The 16,794-nt window shown below is 56.8% G+C and carries 16 protein-coding genes; 8 read left to right on the top strand and 8 right to left on the bottom strand.

Translation table 11 applies throughout. The annotated features are described in order from the left end of the window. Positions 1-496 precede the first annotated feature (496 nt). Entirely contained in the window at positions 497-1,117 is a 621-nt protein-coding gene (locus NC979_RS16545; protein WP_190517557.1) for a peptidase associated/transthyretin-like domain-containing protein, read from the top strand. Here NC979_RS16545 and NC979_RS16540 read toward each other — a convergent pair. After that, positions 1,092-1,955: a GDSL-type esterase/lipase family protein gene (locus tag NC979_RS16540; protein ID WP_190517555.1), complete on the bottom strand. Its 864-nt coding sequence runs from the start codon at positions 1,953-1,955 to the stop codon at positions 1,092-1,094. The two genes, NC979_RS16545 and NC979_RS16540, sit on opposite strands and share 26 nt — an antisense overlap. A 131-nt stretch (positions 1,956-2,086) precedes the next feature. Continuing rightward, positions 2,087-3,178: a redox-regulated ATPase YchF gene (ychF, locus tag NC979_RS16535; RefSeq protein ID WP_190517552.1), complete on the bottom strand. Its 1,092-nt coding sequence runs from the start codon at positions 3,176-3,178 to the stop codon at positions 2,087-2,089. Between the two features lie 144 nt (positions 3,179-3,322). Between ychF and NC979_RS16530 the strand changes: the two genes are divergently transcribed. Together NC979_RS16530 and NC979_RS16525 are read left to right on the top strand one after the other, a co-directional pair. Beyond that, the gene (locus NC979_RS16530; protein ID WP_190517549.1) at positions 3,323-3,937 is read left to right on the top strand and encodes a hypothetical protein; all 615 of its coding nucleotides are present in this window, start codon (positions 3,323-3,325) and stop codon (positions 3,935-3,937) included. Between the two features lie 84 nt (positions 3,938-4,021). Continuing rightward, positions 4,022-4,636, top strand: a complete 615-nt coding sequence (locus tag NC979_RS16525; protein WP_190517546.1) for a thylakoid membrane photosystem I accumulation factor — start codon at positions 4,022-4,024, stop codon at positions 4,634-4,636. A gap of 2 nt (positions 4,637-4,638) precedes the next feature. Here the strand turns inward: NC979_RS16525 and NC979_RS16520 are convergent, their stop codons facing one another. Beyond that, complete coding sequence (locus NC979_RS16520; RefSeq protein ID WP_190517543.1) at positions 4,639-5,634, bottom strand: Rieske 2Fe-2S domain-containing protein; 996 nt, start codon at positions 5,632-5,634, stop codon at positions 4,639-4,641. Positions 5,635-5,686: 52 nt separating this feature from the next. Between NC979_RS16520 and NC979_RS16515 the strand changes: the two genes are divergently transcribed. Further along, complete coding sequence (locus NC979_RS16515) at positions 5,687-6,469, top strand: TetR/AcrR family transcriptional regulator (RefSeq protein WP_278002564.1); 783 nt, start codon at positions 5,687-5,689, stop codon at positions 6,467-6,469. A gap of 23 nt (positions 6,470-6,492) precedes the next feature. Here the strand turns inward: NC979_RS16515 and NC979_RS16510 are convergent, their stop codons facing one another. Both NC979_RS16510 and NC979_RS16505 read right to left on the bottom strand, forming a co-directional pair. Further along, positions 6,493-7,308 (bottom strand): inositol monophosphatase family protein, encoded by an 816-nt coding sequence (locus NC979_RS16510; RefSeq protein WP_190517538.1) that lies wholly within the window; start codon positions 7,306-7,308, stop codon positions 6,493-6,495. A gap of 2 nt (positions 7,309-7,310) precedes the next feature. Beyond that, positions 7,311-8,774: a BCD family MFS transporter gene (locus NC979_RS16505; protein ID WP_190517535.1), complete on the bottom strand. Its 1,464-nt coding sequence runs from the start codon at positions 8,772-8,774 to the stop codon at positions 7,311-7,313. A gap of 355 nt (positions 8,775-9,129) precedes the next feature. On the opposite strand from NC979_RS16505, the gene NC979_RS16500 reads away from it, so the two are divergent. Next, the gene (locus NC979_RS16500) at positions 9,130-10,929 is read left to right on the top strand and encodes an SLC13 family permease (RefSeq protein WP_199308748.1); all 1,800 of its coding nucleotides are present in this window, start codon (positions 9,130-9,132) and stop codon (positions 10,927-10,929) included. A gap of 134 nt (positions 10,930-11,063) precedes the next feature. Here NC979_RS16500 and pstB read toward each other — a convergent pair whose 3' ends face one another. Further along, the gene (pstB, locus tag NC979_RS16495; RefSeq protein WP_190517533.1) at positions 11,064-11,867 is read right to left on the bottom strand and encodes a phosphate ABC transporter ATP-binding protein PstB; all 804 of its coding nucleotides are present in this window, start codon (positions 11,865-11,867) and stop codon (positions 11,064-11,066) included. A gap of 442 nt (positions 11,868-12,309) precedes the next feature. Here pstB and NC979_RS16490 point away from each other — a divergent pair, with 442 nt between their 5' ends. Together NC979_RS16490 and NC979_RS16485 are read left to right on the top strand one after the other, a co-directional pair. Further along, complete coding sequence (locus NC979_RS16490; RefSeq protein ID WP_190517530.1) at positions 12,310-14,409, top strand: diguanylate cyclase domain-containing protein; 2,100 nt, start codon at positions 12,310-12,312, stop codon at positions 14,407-14,409. Between the two features lie 85 nt (positions 14,410-14,494). Continuing rightward, on the top strand, positions 14,495-15,745 hold the full coding sequence (locus NC979_RS16485; protein ID WP_190517527.1) for a glycosyltransferase family 4 protein: 1,251 nt from the start codon (positions 14,495-14,497) through the stop codon (positions 15,743-15,745). A 23-nt stretch (positions 15,746-15,768) separates the two neighbouring features. Here NC979_RS16485 and NC979_RS16480 read toward each other — a convergent pair whose 3' ends face one another. Together NC979_RS16480 and NC979_RS16475 are read right to left on the bottom strand one after the other, a co-directional pair. Continuing rightward, on the bottom strand, positions 15,769-16,011 hold the full coding sequence (locus NC979_RS16480; protein WP_190517525.1) for a 2Fe-2S iron-sulfur cluster-binding protein: 243 nt from the start codon (positions 16,009-16,011) through the stop codon (positions 15,769-15,771). A 15-nt stretch (positions 16,012-16,026) separates the two neighbouring features. Then, positions 16,027-16,308 carry a DUF2470 domain-containing protein gene (locus NC979_RS16475; protein WP_190517523.1) on the bottom strand — a complete coding sequence of 94 codons (282 nt, stop codon included), beginning with the start codon at positions 16,306-16,308 and terminating at the stop codon, positions 16,027-16,029. A gap of 49 nt (positions 16,309-16,357) precedes the next feature. On the opposite strand from NC979_RS16475, the gene NC979_RS16470 reads away from it, so the two are divergent. Further along, positions 16,358-16,753, top strand: a complete 396-nt coding sequence (locus tag NC979_RS16470; protein ID WP_190517521.1) for a DUF8632 family protein — start codon at positions 16,358-16,360, stop codon at positions 16,751-16,753. The last annotated feature ends 41 nt before the right edge of the window (positions 16,754-16,794 follow it).

The following is a 16,794-nucleotide window of genomic DNA, read 5'->3' as shown; positions in this document are numbered from 1 at the left end:
AAATCTAAATCATCGTTGAACCACTATCCCATGTCTGTTGTCCTGCCTCGGTGCCCTTCTATCACACAACCCAAAACGTTCTTGATGCAAATTTAATTTAACGGCACTTCAACGCTGCGACAAATCGCAGTAGCATGGGCTTGGGCTCGCAATAGCCTCTGGCTTCACGCGAGTATATGCTGACGCTAACAATAAATTCTTTGCAATTGCTCTCTCAATTAAATTTGCTTTGCCATTGAAAAATGCGCTGGTCCTAGGGGGCCAATCAGGCCCAGGCGCTTTAAAGCTACTTCTGTAACTCTTTGTTTTTCCAGGCAGGCTTAGCTGCAAGCTGGCTTGCCAGACCTTAACCAGACTGCAATCTCGAAACTTCTAGGCAAAACCGTTGTGCCTTGCAATGCCGAATGCTTAGCAGTTCTGATTTTATGACTGGCCGGCGCGCTCCGATTCGTGCAGCAGTGCCCGATTTACCTTGTAATTTTATTGGAAGATAGCTATGCCCGGCTCTCAGACAGCCAACCAGCCTTTGCCCGATGCTGCTCGACCCTATCGAGTTGCGATCGCAGGCACCATCACCAACGCCGCTACCGGCGACATCATGCCCCAGGCCGTGGTGCGCATCACTGCTGCCCCGGCGGCCTTTGCCGAAGGGCTCATGGCGCTTTTAGTTGCTGCGATCGCCCATCGCCCTGATGTTCAAGCCCACTACGGTGACCTCATTGCCGACTGGCAGCGGTCTTCGGCCCCTCTAGCAACAGCGCAGCGGTTGCTTGATTGCTTAGAGCAGCCGCTGGCCCTAGCCCGACCCGACCAAACCCAGAGCGGCGGCGATGGTCATTACTGCTTTTATGACCTGCCGGCCGGCTCCTATACGCTTACGGCCACCTATATCCTGCCCCACCATGGCCAAGGGGTGACCTCTGCTCAGGTAGAGGTTTGCCCTAGCGATCGCCGGCTCAGCTTTGCGGCTGTGGATCTGGCCGTTAGCCTAGTGCCCGGGGTTTGTCCGTTGACGGTGGTGGGCGATTGCTCACCCTCATGGTTTATAGAAGGTCCAGAACAGTTTTGGCATGCCCCAACCGCTGCCCACCCTAGGGTTGAAACTCTGTCTCATTGAGCAGGGCCAGAGCAGTGCGCCACACCATGTAGCCATCCTGGTTGAGATGCAGCCCGTCGGTAGTAAGGTCGGCTCGCAGATAACCGTCGCCATTGACAAACAGCGGATACAAATCCAAAAATTCAGCCCCGGTCTCGGCGGCTACGGCCTTAAGCTGAGCATTCACAGCGCGAATTAGATCGGGGGAAACGGCCACCAGGCGATCGCGCCCTTCCCAGGTGGCCATTTCACCGCCGTGGGGCAAAATTGACTGCACCACCACTCGCGTTTGGGGATGAGTTTGGTGTAAGTAGTCCACCATTTTGCGGACGTTGTACACCAGGTCGGCCTCAGAACCGCCCCAGATCAAGTCGTTGATGCCCACCATGATGAATACCGCTTCGGGTGAGGTGCCGTCGAGCAAGTAGAGGCGATCGCGCAGGCCAGTCGATTTTTCCCCTGAGATGGCTTGATTTATCCAGGTTCTACGTCCCGGCAGCATGTTGGCCGGAAACCACAGCGTTAGGGAATCGCCCAGCAAAACCGTCTGACTTGGCGCATCAATGGCTACCGCAGCCTCAGCCTCGGCTGCCAGCAGCGCCACCCACTGCTCGTAATCGAGGCTGTGGCGCTTTCCCAACTCAGGCTCAAAGGGGGCAACCGGTTGCGGGTCAGCCGCAAAGGCGTTGGCCTGGGGCAGCACCGCATCCCCCGCTTGACTCAGCTGTCGCAGCATCGCCATCGCCGTGATAAACAGCAGCCCATTCAACACCAGCGACAGCAGCGCCCAAGGGGGGACCCGCTGAAGCCGATGTAGCGCCGAGCGAAACTGAAGATAGGGTGGAAGCGGTAAAGCCACAGCGATATACCTACAAACCTGGAGCTAGAGAACCAGCCCCGCCAATGGGTCAAATTGTAGATAGATTTTCCCCCACAAACCACTATTGCGGCGAGGTTTTTTGTGTGCTTTGGAGGATGGTAAAACGCGAGCTACACGTTGAACCGAAATAGCATCACATCGCCTTCCTGCACCACATACTCTTTGCCCTCGCTGCGGACCTGCCCTTTATCTTTGGCCGTAGCCATTGACCCTGCGGCCACCAGGTCCTTGTAGGCCACTGTCTCGGCGCGAATAAAGCCCCGCTCAAAGTCGGTGTGAATAACGCCAGCCGCCTGGGGGGCAACCATGCCCGCCTTAATTGTCCAGGCGCGGGTTTCCTTCGGGCCAGTGGTGAAATAGGTGCGCAGCCCCAGCAGTTCGTAGGTAGCGCGAATCAACGTCTTGAGGCCGCCTTCTTCGACGCCGAGGGCTTCGAGAAAGTCCTTGCGCTCCTCGTCGTTCAAATCCACCAGTTCTGACTCCACCTGGGCTGAAATCACCACCACCTGGGCATTTTCTGCTGCCGCCACCGCCCGCACCTGCTCCACCCAGGCATTGCCGCTGGCCAGATCCTCTTCAGAGACGTTGGTGGCGTAGATGACGGGCTTACGGGTGAGCAGCCCCAGAGGCTTGATGATCGCCTCGGCTTCGGCGTCGAGTTCCACCTGGCGGGCAGGTTTGCCCTCGTTGAGCACCGGCAATATTTTTTCGAGAATGGCCAGCTCGGCCTGGGCCTCTTTGTCGGCGCGGGCCAGCTTGCGTACCCGATCGACCCGGCGTTCGAGCTGGGCTAGGTCAGACAGGGCCAACTCGAGGTTGATCACCTCAATGTCGCGCACCGGGTCAACCGAGCCGGAGACATGAATGATGTCGTCGTCCTCAAAGCAGCGCACCACGTGGACGATCGCATCCACCTCGCGAATATTGGCCAAAAACTGGTTGCCCAGTCCTTCGCCTTGGCTGGCCCCCTGCACCAGGCCCGCAATATCAACAAACTCAACCCGAGCCGGCACCGTCTCCACTGAGCTAGAGATGTCGGCTAGCACCCGCAGCCGGGCATCGGGCACCGCCACAATGCCCACGTTTGGTTCGATAGTGCAAAAGGGAAAGTTTGCGGCCTGGGCCTTGGCGTTGGCCACCACGGCGTTAAATAGGGTTGATTTGCCAACGTTGGGCAGGCCAACAATGCCAGCTCGTAACATGGGGTAACTCTAAATTGAAATTGCTAGATAGGTGTTTGCCGCCATCGGCAAACACCTATCTAGCATAGGAGAGGATGGGGCCATTGCGGAGGTGTTGCTATACCCTTAAGGCAAACCAAACCAACGACCGCAAAAGGGTGAGCTATGGCTGGAGTGACAGGGACAGGGCAGTGGATGCGGCCCGTTCTAGTGGCAGGGCTAGTGGCGCTGGGGCTAGCGGGGTGCGACACCCTGGGTCTGTCGCGATCGCTCGAGGGCACTGGCGAGATGAGCAACCAGTATGTTGACAGCGGGTTTCGCGGCGATATGCTGGTGAGCCGCATGAAACCCGTGCAGCTCCGGCTGCAACCCGGCTGGAGCGCCGCCCCTACCGGCACCCTGCACAACAATGCCGACCTCGAGGCCTACAACCTCGACGAAAACATGTTTTTGGTCGTGCTCGGTGAAAATCGCGAGGCGGTGGGCTCCGGCAATATCGAGGATCAGGCCAACGTTTATTTGCAAATTCTCAAGGGCGGCTTTAGACAGGTACTTGCCAACCAGGCCCGTACCGGCGTCGAGCGGATCAGCAGCTTTCCGGCGGTGCAGTACGAGGTGCGGGGCAATGTGTCTGAACAGGCCGTGGCCTACCTACACACCACTGTTGAAATGGGCGAAGAATACTATCAGGTGGTAGTGTGGACCCCCGACGATCTCCGCACGGCTAATGCCGAAGCCATGCGGGCCGTAGTAGAGGAATTTCGTGCTTCTCAGCTTTAAGCGCCGCCATTCTGTGGCCTAATAGAGTCTGTGGCTTCGTGGCTATTACGCCTCGGCCTCAGCCCCTAGACCAAGGACATTGCCATGCTGCGCTGGCTTATTGCACCGTTTTCTACCCTAGCCGTTTTCCCCAAGGCCATGACTGGCCTGAGCCGTGGCTTTGGCCTAGCCTGCGCGGCCCTAGTGCTGTGGCTGAGTCTGGGCGGGCAGCCCGTTGCCCTAGCCGGTCTCACTGACGACAATTATGACGGCAATATCTTTGCCCTCTATGCCGGCAATGGGTCGCTAGTGCCGCCCAAGGTCAGCCTGGAGCAATCGCTGCGCTACGGCAAGCCCGCCATTGTGGTGATCTATGTAGACGACAGCAGCGACTGTAAGAAATTTGCGTCGGTTATTTCTCAGCTTCAGGCTCCCTACGGGCGGGTGACCAATTTTGTGCCGATTATGGCCGACGCAATTCCCGTCAAAGATTCCTACGAGCCCAACGAGCCGGGCTACTACTTTAAGGATGCTGTTCCCCAGACTCTGGTGTTCAATGCCCAGGGAGAGCTGGTATTTAACGAAGTTGGCATAGTGCCCTACGAGGCGATCGACGATGTCATGCGAGAGGTCTTTGACCTGCTGCCTCGCACCGAGTCGGAAGAGCTGCGCCGTCGCCCCATCAACGAGGTGAATTCGGAGCTGGTGCCAGAGCAGTAGCACTACGCTTTAGAAAAATTTGGTTTAACCACTGCTGGAAAGCTGGCGAAATTACGTTTCACCCAGTCCATGCCTACCTCATTGTTGAGTTTGATTTTCTGCGGGCTGTTGGGGTAAATCTTGCCTAAGATATCGGCATCTTGATCGACCACCACTTTGCCAAAGTTGAGATAGCTGCGCCCTAGCAGATTGAAGACGGGGTGCTTGGCCAAGCCAAACAGCAAAATATAAGTACGGGTGCGGTTTTCGGCCTCGGGCACAAATAGATGGCACTGCACCAATTTGCCCAGGGGTGAGTCTCCGTGAAAAATAATGAGAGATGGAAAGTGATTTTCGAGATGGGCCTCGATGGTGTTGGGCAGCAAAAATAAGTCTGGACGACGGAGTTTTTCCGCTAGGGCGTAAGGGGCGGTGGGCATGTCGTAGTAGGCATGGGATTCGTGCCCCCGATCGACGAACTGGTGAAACTGCACTTCGTCAATGCGAAACAGATTGCGGTGGGTGCCGTTTTGGTGGTTGTAGTCGTGCATGTTGAGCAGCATGGTGAGCAGGTCGGTTTCTACTGCGCAATCGGCGGTGTGGCCAATGAATCTGTATTCGGCTGCGATCGCATTCAGCACCCCGGGAATTGGCACCTTGGGCTCGTAACCCCCGTAGGACCAAACAAAATCGCCCTGGATAATTAGCTCTAGGGGCTCCAGCTGAGGCAGGGTTTGCTGTTTGGACCCCGGCAGCACCGTGCAACCCCGATCGTCAAACGCGAGGGCATGGAAGGGGCAAACGACTCGACTGCTGCCGTCACCCGCTGCTTCGCACCAGCCTTCTGACAGCATCGCCCCCATGTGCGGGCAGGCGTTGGGCAGGGCGTGAATCTCGCCTGCGCCATCTCTCCACAGGACGTAATCATTACCGTAGAGGGAAATTTTGCGGAGCTGGTTAGTAGCCAGCATAGACTTGTGCGCCACAAGCCAAGGCGCACCGGGAAGCATGGACTGCATAGAAGCCTCCGATAGATATAAAATTGTGAGAAATTCGTCGTGTTTTAAAAATATGACAAATGACTCGCATTCGTCAAGTCGCCTGCGCCGCCAGCCCAAGCAGCAGCGGGGCCAACAGCGGGTCGAAAAAATTCTAGAAGCCGCCGCGCTGGTGTTTGACGAAGTGGGCTATGAGGCGGCCACTACTCACCAAATTGCCGAACGAGCGGGCACGGCGATTGGGTCGCTGTACCAGTTCTTTCCCGATAAAACGGCGATCTTTAACGCGATGGAACTACGCCACCTGGAGCGGGTGCAGGCTATGTGGAGCCAGGCCAATGCCCAAGAGTTTTGGCGACTGCCGCTACAGGAAATGTTGACTCAGCTCACCACTGGCGTGGTGGCAATGTTTGAGCAGCCGGTGTCGCGGGTGATGTTTGTGCAGTTTTACACGGCGCGCGATCGCTTCCAAACTATCGACGACAACCTGACCCAGGAAGCAATCGCATTTCTCTCCACCATCCTGCATCAGCGCAACCCAGACCTGTCAACGGAGCGGCGCAATCTCCTGGCGGAGGTCTGCGTCCACAGCTGCAACGCCCTGATCTTGGCGGCCCTGCGGCAGCCCGATCAAGAAAAGCGCGATCGCCTAGTGCAGCAAATTCCAGTGCTATTGGCTGCGTACCTAGCTGCCGATGTGGGCGATCAGATTCACGAGCATGTAATGAATGTAATGATTTGCCCTCACTGTAATTCTCAGGAGCTGGCTAAAAACGGGCGACGGCGGGGCAAGCAGTGCTATCTCTGCAAGGATTGCGGAAAGCAGTTTGTGCGCCCTGCCGCCGAGTCCCTGTAACTTTGGGCTGGCGATCGCGCTGTCTAGGAATTGGCCACTTGCTGTACTAACGGCCGGAAAGCCTTTACCAAAGGAGCCTGGGCTGTTGCTAGCGTGGGGTAGGGGCGAGTGCTGTAATCTTTGCCCACCTCCAGCGGGAAGGGTTCCACATCATCTAGCGGTACCCAGGTGGCTCCGGCAGCTTGGACGATCGCCCATACTGCTGCAATATCCCAAATCTTGGGTGTTGCTTCTACCGCGCCAATTGCCCAGCCAGCCCCCACCAGCAGCAGGTTGTAGGCCGCCGACCCCAGCATGCGAATCTTGCAGGGAAAGGGTTTCTCCAGCACCGAGGTGCTACGGGCGCAGAGGCTAAAGAACTGGGTCTTGTCGGGGGATGCGGCGCTGCTGTGGATAGGACGACCATTGCAGAATGCGCCCCTGGGCATCTCCAGCCCGCTTTCCCCTGGCCAGTAGCCATAGAAGGACTGGTTGAGCGGCGGCATGGCCACGTAGCCAAACACAGGAGTGCCGCGATACAGCAAACCCAGGGAAATGCCCCACACCGGAATGCCGCGGGTAAAGTTGGTGGTACCGTCGATCGGGTCAATAATCCAGCACCAGTCGGTGGCGGGAAAGATGTGCTCTACCTCTTCGCTGAGCACACCGTGATCGGCGAACTGCTGGTGAATGGCGGCGCGCAGGGTGTCGTCGGCCCAGCGATCGCACCGGGTCACCAAACTGCCATCGGCTTTCAAATCGGCCTGCACCTGGCCAAAGTCTTCGAGCAGCTTTTGCCCCACTGTTGTTGTGGTCGCCTCGGCAAAGGCCAGCACCTTATCCCAAAAATTTTGTGACATGCTCAATCCATATCGCTTTCTATTGCGGCGGTAATTGCCGCCTTGGCATTGGCCTGAAACTCTTGAATATTCACCCGGCTGAGCAGCCAAATCGCGACCAGCATGCCGATCGCTTGCAGGGTAAACACCAGCCCGTAGGCCAAAAACGCCTGGGGCTGCCCCACTTCCCCCACCCCGCCAAAGGTTCTAAGCAGGGCGCGACCCAGATCGAGCACGCCGCCGCCCAGGATGGTAGCGCTGCCTCGGGCGATCGCCTGGGCCAACCCCCAGGCCCCAATAAAGGTGCCCGCCGTCTCGGCCACCGTCAAATCGAGCATCAGCACGATCGCCCCCAGGGTGAGAATGCCAGCGGCGGTGCCAAACAAAAACACCGCCGTCAGTAAAATCGCCGGGTTGCCCGTCAGCCCTGATAGGGTAATGCCCACCAGGCACACCGCCGCCCACCTACAACCCAGCACCACCGTACGCTTTTTGCCCAGGCGGGGCACCACCAGCCAGCCGGTGGTAATCAGGCTCAGCAGCGAGCCCAAACCAAAGGCGATATTGAGTCGGGTAGTTTCGGCAATAGTCATGCCAAAGACTTCGCCACCGTAGGGCTCGAGCACTGCATCCTGCATAAACAGGCTAAGGCTGAGCACCAGCAAAAAGGTAAAAAACCGCCCCGTCTGGCGGCTGGCAGTGAGAATCTTGAGGGCCCGACCAAGGGTGAGGCTGTCTTCTCGGTCGCGCAGCGACGATCGCTGGGTCAGCCGTGAATACTTGCGCTCAATGCCGTAGGTGCTCAGCACCGCCAACACACACACCACCGCAGGGGCAATTATAAATAGCCGATTCACCGCGCTACGCACCTGCTCAAAGGGGGCATTCAACTCAATTGACTTCAGCACGATGGAGGTGATAACCGCCCCGGCGATAATGCCCAGCAGTAGCATGGCCCAGCCGATACCCACCAGGCGCGATCGCGAGTCCTCGTCCGACACATCCACCAGTAGTGCAGTAAAGGGGGTCGAAGTGGCGCTCAATGCCAGGCCGTAGACTGCAAACAGCAGCCCTAGCAGCCCCACCCAGGGGTACACCGCTGGCCCCCAGCCAGTCTCGGCAATGCGGCTGCCAATTTGCCACACCACCTGCAAAGCGCAAAATGCCGTTACCGCCACCGTCCCAATGCCTAGCCAGATATAGCCGCTGCGGTGATGGCCAAAAATTGGCCTAGAGTCAGACATCTGGCCAAACCACACCCGGGCGGGAGCCATAAACTGGTGAACCGCGATCACCCCCCCCACAACCAACGCCGGTACGCGCAATTCGTCAATCATCACCCGGTTGATCACCCCCAGGGTGAGCAGCGACATAATGCCCAAACCCATGTTGAACACCCCCAAACGCAGCATGGTCAGAAGGCCTAGTCTGGGTTTGGGGACGGCCGCCGAGCCCGGAGCCGAGGGCGAAACATCGGGGCTAGTCATAGGCTTTTAAGAAAAATCTTCAGAGGATAGTACTACCTTAGAACCTAATTGTATGGCCATATTAGGTTGCTCCTAACCCAGTACGCGAGCTGAGGAAAACATTCTCACTAGTCCGTTAGACCAGACCCGACAAAAAGAGCTGCTCAGGTCAAGCATTGAAAGATGGCAATAACTTTTGAGACTGCTGCCGAAATATTTTTTTAAGTCCTAGGTTTGTGAGCGCACTGAGCTTCTACACAGCAGGTGTATGCTTTGGCGCGAAACCAGAAAAAAGCTAGATGGGCCTTAGGCCACCCCTGACTGTTTAATGCAGGCGGTGTGCAAAACTTAAGCTCAGTCTCAGCCTCAAATTTGTATGGACTTTATTCAAAATCCTATTTTTCTGATGTTGGTGGTTCTGGTCTGCTCTCTGATCGCCTTTGTGGCAGAGTGGCTACCGGTAGATTTGACTGCCCTGGCGATCGCCACTGTATTAATTGTTTTAGGGTTAGTCACGCCCGAGGAAGGCATTGCCGGTTTTGGCAACGCCGCCACCATTACCGTTATGCTCATGTTCATTCTGAGCGCTGGAGTCGCCAAAACTGGTGTAATTCAGATTGTGCGAGACTGGCTGATGAAATGGGGAGGCAAGGAGCCTTCCCGGCAGATTTTTGTGATGGGCATCCTGGTCGGGCCGATCACAGCCTTTATCAACAACACGGCTGTGGTAGCCATTTTTCTGCCGATTGTCGAGGAATGGTGTAAAAAACAGAATATTTCGCCGTCGAAGCTGCTGATCCCGCTGTCCTACGTCACGGTGCTGGGTGGCATGATTACGGTGATTGGTACATCGACTAACATTCTGGCCAGTGGGGTATCCAAAGACTTGGGCTATGGAGAATTTGGGCTGTTTGAGTTCACTGCCGTCGGAGTAATCACCTTTGCTGTGGGCTTGGCTTACCTAGCTCTATTTGCGCCCAAGCTCTTGCCCGATCGCAAATCGTCGTCCCCTAACTTGTCAAACTACGATTTGAAAGACTACATGAGCGAGGTGGTTATTACTCCGCGCTCAACCCTAATTGGTCAGACCCTAAAAGCGAGCGAGATTCAGCGGAAGTTTGACATCGACGTGTTGGAGATCATTCGCGATGGCAGCCACTTTGCTCAACCCCTAGCCGACAAAGTGCTACAGGCGGGCGACGTACTGATGATTCGAGGCGGCCGAGATGAACTGCTCAGCCTCAAAGATCAGCGCGGGCTAGACATCTTGCCTGAAGTCAAATTTGGCCAACAACCCATTGAAGACGAGCCAGACACCAGTGAAGAGCACATTGCTGAGGTGTTAATTCTGTCGAATTCTCGCTTGGTCGGAGCCACTCTTAAGGAAATGCGCTTTCGCCAACGCTACAACGCCACGGTGCTGGCCATCCGGCGAGGCGAAGAACTGGTGCGCGATCGCATGGGCAAAGTTCCCCTCCGCTTCGGCGACTTGCTGCTGGTGCAGGGTCCTCAGAGCAGCTTTACCGGCTTGCAAACCACCCGAGAGCTGCTGGTTTTAGAACAGCGGGAGGCTGAGGGCCTGCGGGTTGACAAGGCTTGGGTCGCGATCGCCATCATCTTGGGAGTGATCGTGGTTGCCGCCTTGAACTGGGCTCCTATTCTCGTCACCGCTCTGATGGGGGTGATGGCAATGGTGATTACAGGCTGCCTAAAACCAGGAGAAATCTACGGTTCGGTTCGGTGGGACGTGATTTTTTTGCTGGCCGGGTTGATTCCCCTCGGCACAGCTATGGAAAATTCTGGTACTACGGACTGGCTAGCCCAGCAGCTAGCTGCCATTGGCGGTGGAGCATCGGGCATCGTCCTCTTGATAATTTTTTATCTGGTGACTAATCTTTTGACCGAACTGCTCTCAAACAATGCCGCCGTCATCTTAATGATTCCGATCGCAGCGGGAGTAGCCACAAGCCTAGAGCTAAACCCCATCGCCTTTATTTTCACCGTCACCTTTGCGGCCTCTAACAGCTACATCACGCCCATCGGTTACCAGACCAACACAATGGTGTATGGCCCAGGGGGCTATAAATTCTTTGACTTTACCCGAGTCGGGTTACCCCTCAACATAATTTTGACGGTGATAACGCCACTTTTGATTGCTTGGTTGTATGGCCTGTAGACGTTATAGCGCTCGGGTATCAAGGGAATCGTCTGACTACAATCAATCTGCTCACCTCAGCTATTGAAGCAATAAACCGTGTGGTTGAGCCAGATCAACCACACGGTTCATAACTAAGCATTAATGGAGCAAACTTAGCCAAAACGGCCCGAAACGTAGTCGCGGGTGAACTGCTCGCGAGGGTTGTTAAACATGACTTCGGTGTGGTCGTACTCCACTAGATAGCCGACCTTACCGCCCTTGTCCGTCGCCTCAGCGTTGTAGAAAGCGGTGCGATCGGACACCCGTGAGGCCTGCTGCATGTTGTGGGTGACCACGATGATTGTGTAGTCCTGCTTGAGCTGCTGCATGGTTTCCTCGATCTTGATGGTCGAGATTGGATCAAGGGCCGAGCAGGGTTCATCCATCAAAATGACGTCGGGCTGAATGGCGATGGTGCGGGCGATGCAGAGGCGCTGCTGCTGTCCTCCTGACAGAGACAGACCACTCTGCTTCAGCTTATCCTTCACTTCATCCCACACGGCGGCCTTGCGCAGAGACGTTTCCACTAGCTCATCCATGTCACCCTGGTAGCCATTAATACGAGCGCCCCAGGCAACGTTTTCGTAGATTGACTTAGGGAAAGGGTTGGGTTTTTGAAACACCATGCCAATTCTGCGGCGGAGTTCTACCGCATCTACCTGTTTGGCATAGATATCGCTGCCGTGGAAAGTGATCTTGCCCTCTACCCGGCATGACGCAATTAGATCGTTCATGCGGTTGAAGCAGCGCAGAACGGTGCTCTTCCCACAGCCAGAGGGGCCGATAAAGGCGATAATCTCATTCCGAGGAATGTGTAGGTCTACGTTGCGCACGGCTAAGGTAGAGCCATAGTAGACATTGAGATTTTCGGCCCTCAGGGCTACATCTGTAGAGGTTAGAGCTTGGGTGTTTAACATGAGGGCACCAGAATCGCGCTACCGGCTAGCAAGCGTGGACATCCTAACTATTGCAGGCCCAGACACCCTTTGGGGTTAAGGAGAGGCTAAGAGGCTCTGACCTAGACCGTATAATCCCTAAAAAATCTTGGACAGAGGCCTAACATTTTTTATGTCAAGCCCACTAAAATCGCCTAGAACCAGGACTTTGCGACTGCAACTGCTTTAAATCACTTGGCTTGTTCCGTTGGGGTGCTGAAATAGCTGTTTGAGATCACGGGCTAGCCTTTACTTAGCCCCTAGGATAGGCCTATAAGCCAAGCCCTAACCTTCTGTAAACATGTGGCACAGCAAGTGTTTCAGGGCCGGTCTAGGCGCTTTATTCTAGAAAAGTAGGTAGGGTGTTTTGCTTCACTTAATATTGCCGCTCAATCCAGTGCCAAAACTCCCATTCTACCGCCCATTGAGCCGTTTGCTTAAGCCCTTTTCGCTCAGCACGGTGTTGGTAGCAATTTTTGTGCTTCAGCTGGTTAGTGCGGTTGGGCTGCTGGGGTTTTTGAGCTTTTATCTCGGCAACTGGGCCGTGGCGTTGGTGAGCCTGGGTGCCATTGGCAGCTCGGTGGTGGTGGGGCTGGCGGTGGTCAATCGAGTGCTACAGCCCATTGCCCAGCTGCGCCGGGCCATTCAAGCTACGGCCCAGGGCAATTGGCAAACCCCAGTCCCTATTGAGAGCACCGACGAGTTGGGGCAGCTGGCGCGGGCGTTCAACACCATGGCCGCTAAGCTGCACGATTCATTTGCCGAGCTAGAGCACCTCAACCACGAGCTTCAGCGCAGCGAGCGGCGCTGGAGACAGTTTTTAGACGGCATTCCTTTGGGCATTGCCGTCTACGATCGCCATGGCCAGATGGTGTTTGCGAGCCAGCAGGCCCGTATTTTGCTCTGCCTCGAAGACATGCCCTCAATACCGTCTCTCGGTCTGGACGAAACCTGCATTGCCTACCGGGCCAGCACCGGCCAGCGCTACCCTACTGCGGCACTGCCCATAACCATGGCGCTGCGGGGACAGCCCGGCTGGGCCGACGATATTGAGCTGCGACCGGGTAATCAGGCTATCCCCGTTGAGATGGTGACGACGCCCATTTTTGACCAGGGGGGGCAGGTGGAATATGCGATCGCTGCCTTTCAAGACATCACCACCCGCAAGCAGGCCCAAACGCTACTAGCTGACTACAACCAGACCCTGGAGCGCCAAGTGGCCGATCGCACCGCTGCCCTGCGCCAGGCCGAGGCCACCCAGCGAATTATTTTAGAGGCGATTCCCGACCTGCTGGTGCGGTTTTCGGGCGACGGCATCTGCCTCGACGTGATGAATGCCGGAGCGGTCAACCTGATTGCTGAACCTAGTGCCCAGATCGGCAGACCCATGCATGAGGTGCTTCCCGCCGATATGGTTGCCGAGCGCATGCACTACATTCAGCTGGCGCTACAAACCGGCGCACCTCAGGTCTACGAATATCGCTTTTCTACAACCGACGGCTGGCGCTATGAAGAAGCGCGGATTGTTACCAGTGGCCCTGACCAGGTATTGGCGATCGTGCGCGACATTACCGAACGCAAGCAAGCCGAGGCCGAAATCGCTCGCCAGCGTCAGTTTCTGCAAAATGTGATCGACAGCATTCCCAGCATCATTGTGGTCAAGGACCGTCAGGGCCGGGTGCAGATGGCCAACCGCGCCAGCGCCAGCCTTCACGGCATCACTCCCGCCGACATGGTGGGCAAGCTCGACACCGACGTTAACCCCAACATTTCGGCATTGGAGGCCATCCAGCAGCACCTCATTCACCAACGGGTGATTGAGACCCAACTGCCCTACCAAGGCGAGCAGGAAGTGATCGACCGAGTCGGCATTCGCCGCTGGTACCAGGTCGTGATTAGCCCCTTTCAGGATGCCGACGGCACTATCAACGGCGTAATTACTAACTGCATCGACATTACCGATCGCAAGGGCATGGAAACCGCCCTAACTGAGGCCAACGAAACCCTAGAGCGCCTGGCCACCCTAGATGGGTTGACCCACATTCCCAACCGCCGCCGCTTTGACGAGTACTTGGAGCAAGAGTGGCAGCGCATGGTGCGCGAGCAGCAGCCCCTATCGCTGATTATGTTTGATGTCGATTTCTTCAAACCCTACAACGACTGCCTGGGCCACCAGCAGGGGGATGAGGCGTTGATCGCGCTTGCCGCCGCCGCTACCCGCGCCGTCAAGCGCGCTGCCGACCTGCTGGCCCGCTACGGCGGCGAGGAGTTTGCGGTGGTGCTGCCGAATACCCGCCGTGCCGGGGCCGAGATTGTCGCTAAGGCCATTCAAGAGGAAATTGCTGCCCTCAAAATTGCCCATCCCCAATCGTCTGTGAGCGACTACCTCACCATCAGCATTGGTATCGCCAGCGTAGTGCCCACCGCCGACCAGTCGCCCGAAGACCTGATTGCCGCTGCGGATGCGGCACTGTATCAGGCGAAGCGGAGAGGACGCGATCGCTACTGGATTCGTCTCATCTAACTATCGTTGCCGGATGAGATTTCCTGGGCATTCTAGGCTCAGTCGCTGAGAGGGTTGGGCTAGCCATAGCTCAACCCTTATTCATATGAGAATTGCCTACGCTACTACTTATAATGTGCGCGATCGTGCCTCCTGGCCCCGTCGCCATCTGGGCCTCTATGGAGCTGGGCAAAAAATTGCTGAACTCCTGCAAAGTGCTGGGGCTGAACTGGAATTTCTCGGTCCGCTGGAGCGGCGCAGGGTGCCGATTACTCGGCTCAAGTGGCTACTTTACCAACGCCTGGGGCAGAGCTACTACAGCCCTGTGGAACCCTGGGTTGCGCCCTACTACGCTCGCCAGCTTGAAGCTCAACTCGCCCAATTTAAGGCTGACCTGCTGCTTTGTCCTGAGAACGCCATTCCCCTAGCACGGGTGCGCACGGTACTGCCCACGGTGCTGTGGACCGATGCGCTGTTGGGCAGCCTGGTAGATTTTTATCCTTATCTAACTAATCTGTGCCCCGAGACTCGACGGCGGCTGCACGCTGTAGAGAAGGAGGCCCTAGAACGGTGCGATCGCGTCATTCTCACCTCTCAATGGGCGGCCCAGTCTGCGATCGATCTCTACGGTCTGCCCGCCGACAAAATTCGCATTATTCCCCGTGGGGCCAGCCGAGCTCAGGATCTGACTCAGTCTGAGGTAGAAGCCCTGATTGCGCAGCGGCCGCCAAACCCTTGTCGACTGCTGTTTCTTGGGGTGGACTGGGAGCGCAAGGGTGGGCCGCTAGCTCTAGAGGTGGCCCAAACCCTCAACCAGCAGGGCGTAAAGACTGAACTCTGGGTCGTCGGCTGCGAACCTAAATGGGTGGGCGATCGCCCCAGTTTTGTGCGCTCCTTCGGGTTCATTGAACGCGCTACCCCCGAGGGTGAGGCCCAATTTGCTCACCTGCTCAGCACTGCCCACTTTTTAATCTTTCCCACCAAGGCCGATACTTTTGGGGTTGCCATTAGTGAAGCTAACGCCGCCGGCCTCCCCTGCGTGGCCGCCGCTGTAGGGGGCATTCCCACCGTATTGCAAACCGACGTTAACGGCAGAGCCTTCCAGGTAGAGGCCACCGCTGTTGAATACGCCCAATATATTGCCGCCGTCATGGCCGACTACCCACGCTACCAAGCCCTAGCCCTCTCGGCTTGGCAGCACTACCGCCAACATTTGAGCTGGGATGCCGCTCAACAACAGGCCTGGGGGTACTTGCAGGAGTTGGTGACTGGGGGCGATCGCAATGCAACCTCAACCCTTATCCCATCTCGCCAGCGCCGCCTCTTGCCGACGTTGAGCAAAGGCTTCAGAGCGTAGCTGATCGATGCCAGGCAGAATCCCTACCAGGTGGGGTCGACGTAAAGGTTGACGACGAGCGCGTCGTGGCCCGGCGGCACTGCCGAAATACAGGCGCAGATCGGGTCTGCTTGCCCCTCCAAGTCCACTTCGCAGGCGTGGCACGACCCCATGAGGCAGCCGGTGGGAATGCTCACCCCAGCGCGATCGGCCACCGCCAGCAGGGGTTCTCCCACCTCGGCTTCGACGGTGACGCCATCGGGCAAAAATTGAATGGAGACGCTCATGGTAAAGATCCCAGCTTAAGCTCTGGCTTTTGCCTGTTTGAGCATGGCAACTAGGGTGTGGTGGGCATCTTCGGCCCCCTCCAAGGTGTGGTCGAAGGGCACTCGCACAGTGGTTGGGGCTCCGTCTACGGTCACCGCCAGGGTCATGCCCTCGGGGTCCACAGATTCCATCACGGCGGCGGTGGCGGTGGGTTGGTTGCCGTAGGCGGTGGCGTAAAGCAGGACCGCTTCAGTGTGGTCGTCGTTCATGTGCTTACAGATGCGATCGCTCACCGCTGGAGTAATTGGCTCAGCCATAGAAAATCCCGTAGACTACTTCAACATTGGCCAGTTGTTACATGCTGTTATGATACCGCCCCTGCCGCCCTCCTCAGAGCATCCCTGGCCTACGGGCCATGTTTTTCAGAGCCCAGGGGCGCATCTCACCTACCGCGTCGTCGGTCCCTGCTGCCGCCTGTTCGATCGCGATCAGCTACCCTGGCCCTGCTGTCGCATTCAGTGGCGGGGCAAAGAGCCCAGCTGGCGGCGCATTGGCAAGCGATTTGTGCCCGATATGGCCACCCGCAAGTCGCCCTCCTACTGCGTTGAAATTGTCGGTCAGGGCTATGGAGCTCAGTCCTTTGTCACCACCCTTTACACTGCCAAGCTCGATCGCGAAACCCAAGCCTGGTGGCACAGCCGTCTGCTCTTGGAAGAGGCAAACCCGTCGAGTGAGAAAGTTTGTAACAAGATAGACATATAGAACGCCGATTCGCAGTAGTCTTATGCTCAACGCTGTGATGT

Origin of the sequence: Leptolyngbya subtilissima AS-A7, assembly GCF_039962255.1 — a bacterium.
In the GTDB taxonomy this organism is placed as follows: Bacteria; Cyanobacteriota; Cyanobacteriia; order Phormidesmidales; family Phormidesmidaceae; genus Nodosilinea.
This window is presented reverse-complemented; position numbering and strand designations above follow the sequence as displayed.

Excerpts from the sequence above, each read along its gene's own strand:
- NC979_RS16505 (WP_190517535.1), bottom strand. The coding sequence starts at position 8,774 with ATGACTAGCCCCGATGTTTCGCCCTCGGCTCCGGGCTCGGCGGCCGTC.
- NC979_RS16475 (WP_190517523.1), bottom strand. The coding sequence starts at position 16,308 with ATGGCTGAGCCAATTACTCCAGCGGTGAGCGATCGCATCTGTAAGCAC.
- NC979_RS16545 (WP_190517557.1), top strand. The coding sequence starts at position 497 with ATGCCCGGCTCTCAGACAGCCAACCAGCCTTTGCCCGATGCTGCTCGA.
- NC979_RS16480 (WP_190517525.1), bottom strand. The coding sequence starts at position 16,011 with ATGAGCGTCTCCATTCAATTTTTGCCCGATGGCGTCACCGTCGAAGCC.
- NC979_RS16500 (WP_199308748.1), top strand. The coding sequence starts at position 9,130 with ATGGACTTTATTCAAAATCCTATTTTTCTGATGTTGGTGGTTCTGGTC.
- pstB (WP_190517533.1), bottom strand. The coding sequence starts at position 11,867 with ATGTTAAACACCCAAGCTCTAACCTCTACAGATGTAGCCCTGAGGGCC.
- NC979_RS16510 (WP_190517538.1), bottom strand. The coding sequence starts at position 7,308 with ATGTCACAAAATTTTTGGGATAAGGTGCTGGCCTTTGCCGAGGCGACC.
- NC979_RS16525 (WP_190517546.1), top strand. The coding sequence starts at position 4,022 with ATGCTGCGCTGGCTTATTGCACCGTTTTCTACCCTAGCCGTTTTCCCC.
- NC979_RS16470 (WP_190517521.1), top strand. The coding sequence starts at position 16,358 with ATGATACCGCCCCTGCCGCCCTCCTCAGAGCATCCCTGGCCTACGGGC.
- NC979_RS16485 (WP_190517527.1), top strand. The coding sequence starts at position 14,495 with ATGAGAATTGCCTACGCTACTACTTATAATGTGCGCGATCGTGCCTCC.
- NC979_RS16530 (WP_190517549.1), top strand. The coding sequence starts at position 3,323 with ATGGCTGGAGTGACAGGGACAGGGCAGTGGATGCGGCCCGTTCTAGTG.
- NC979_RS16515 (WP_278002564.1), top strand. The coding sequence starts at position 5,687 with ATGACAAATGACTCGCATTCGTCAAGTCGCCTGCGCCGCCAGCCCAAG.
- ychF (WP_190517552.1), bottom strand. The coding sequence starts at position 3,178 with ATGTTACGAGCTGGCATTGTTGGCCTGCCCAACGTTGGCAAATCAACC.
- NC979_RS16520 (WP_190517543.1), bottom strand. The coding sequence starts at position 5,634 with ATGCAGTCCATGCTTCCCGGTGCGCCTTGGCTTGTGGCGCACAAGTCT.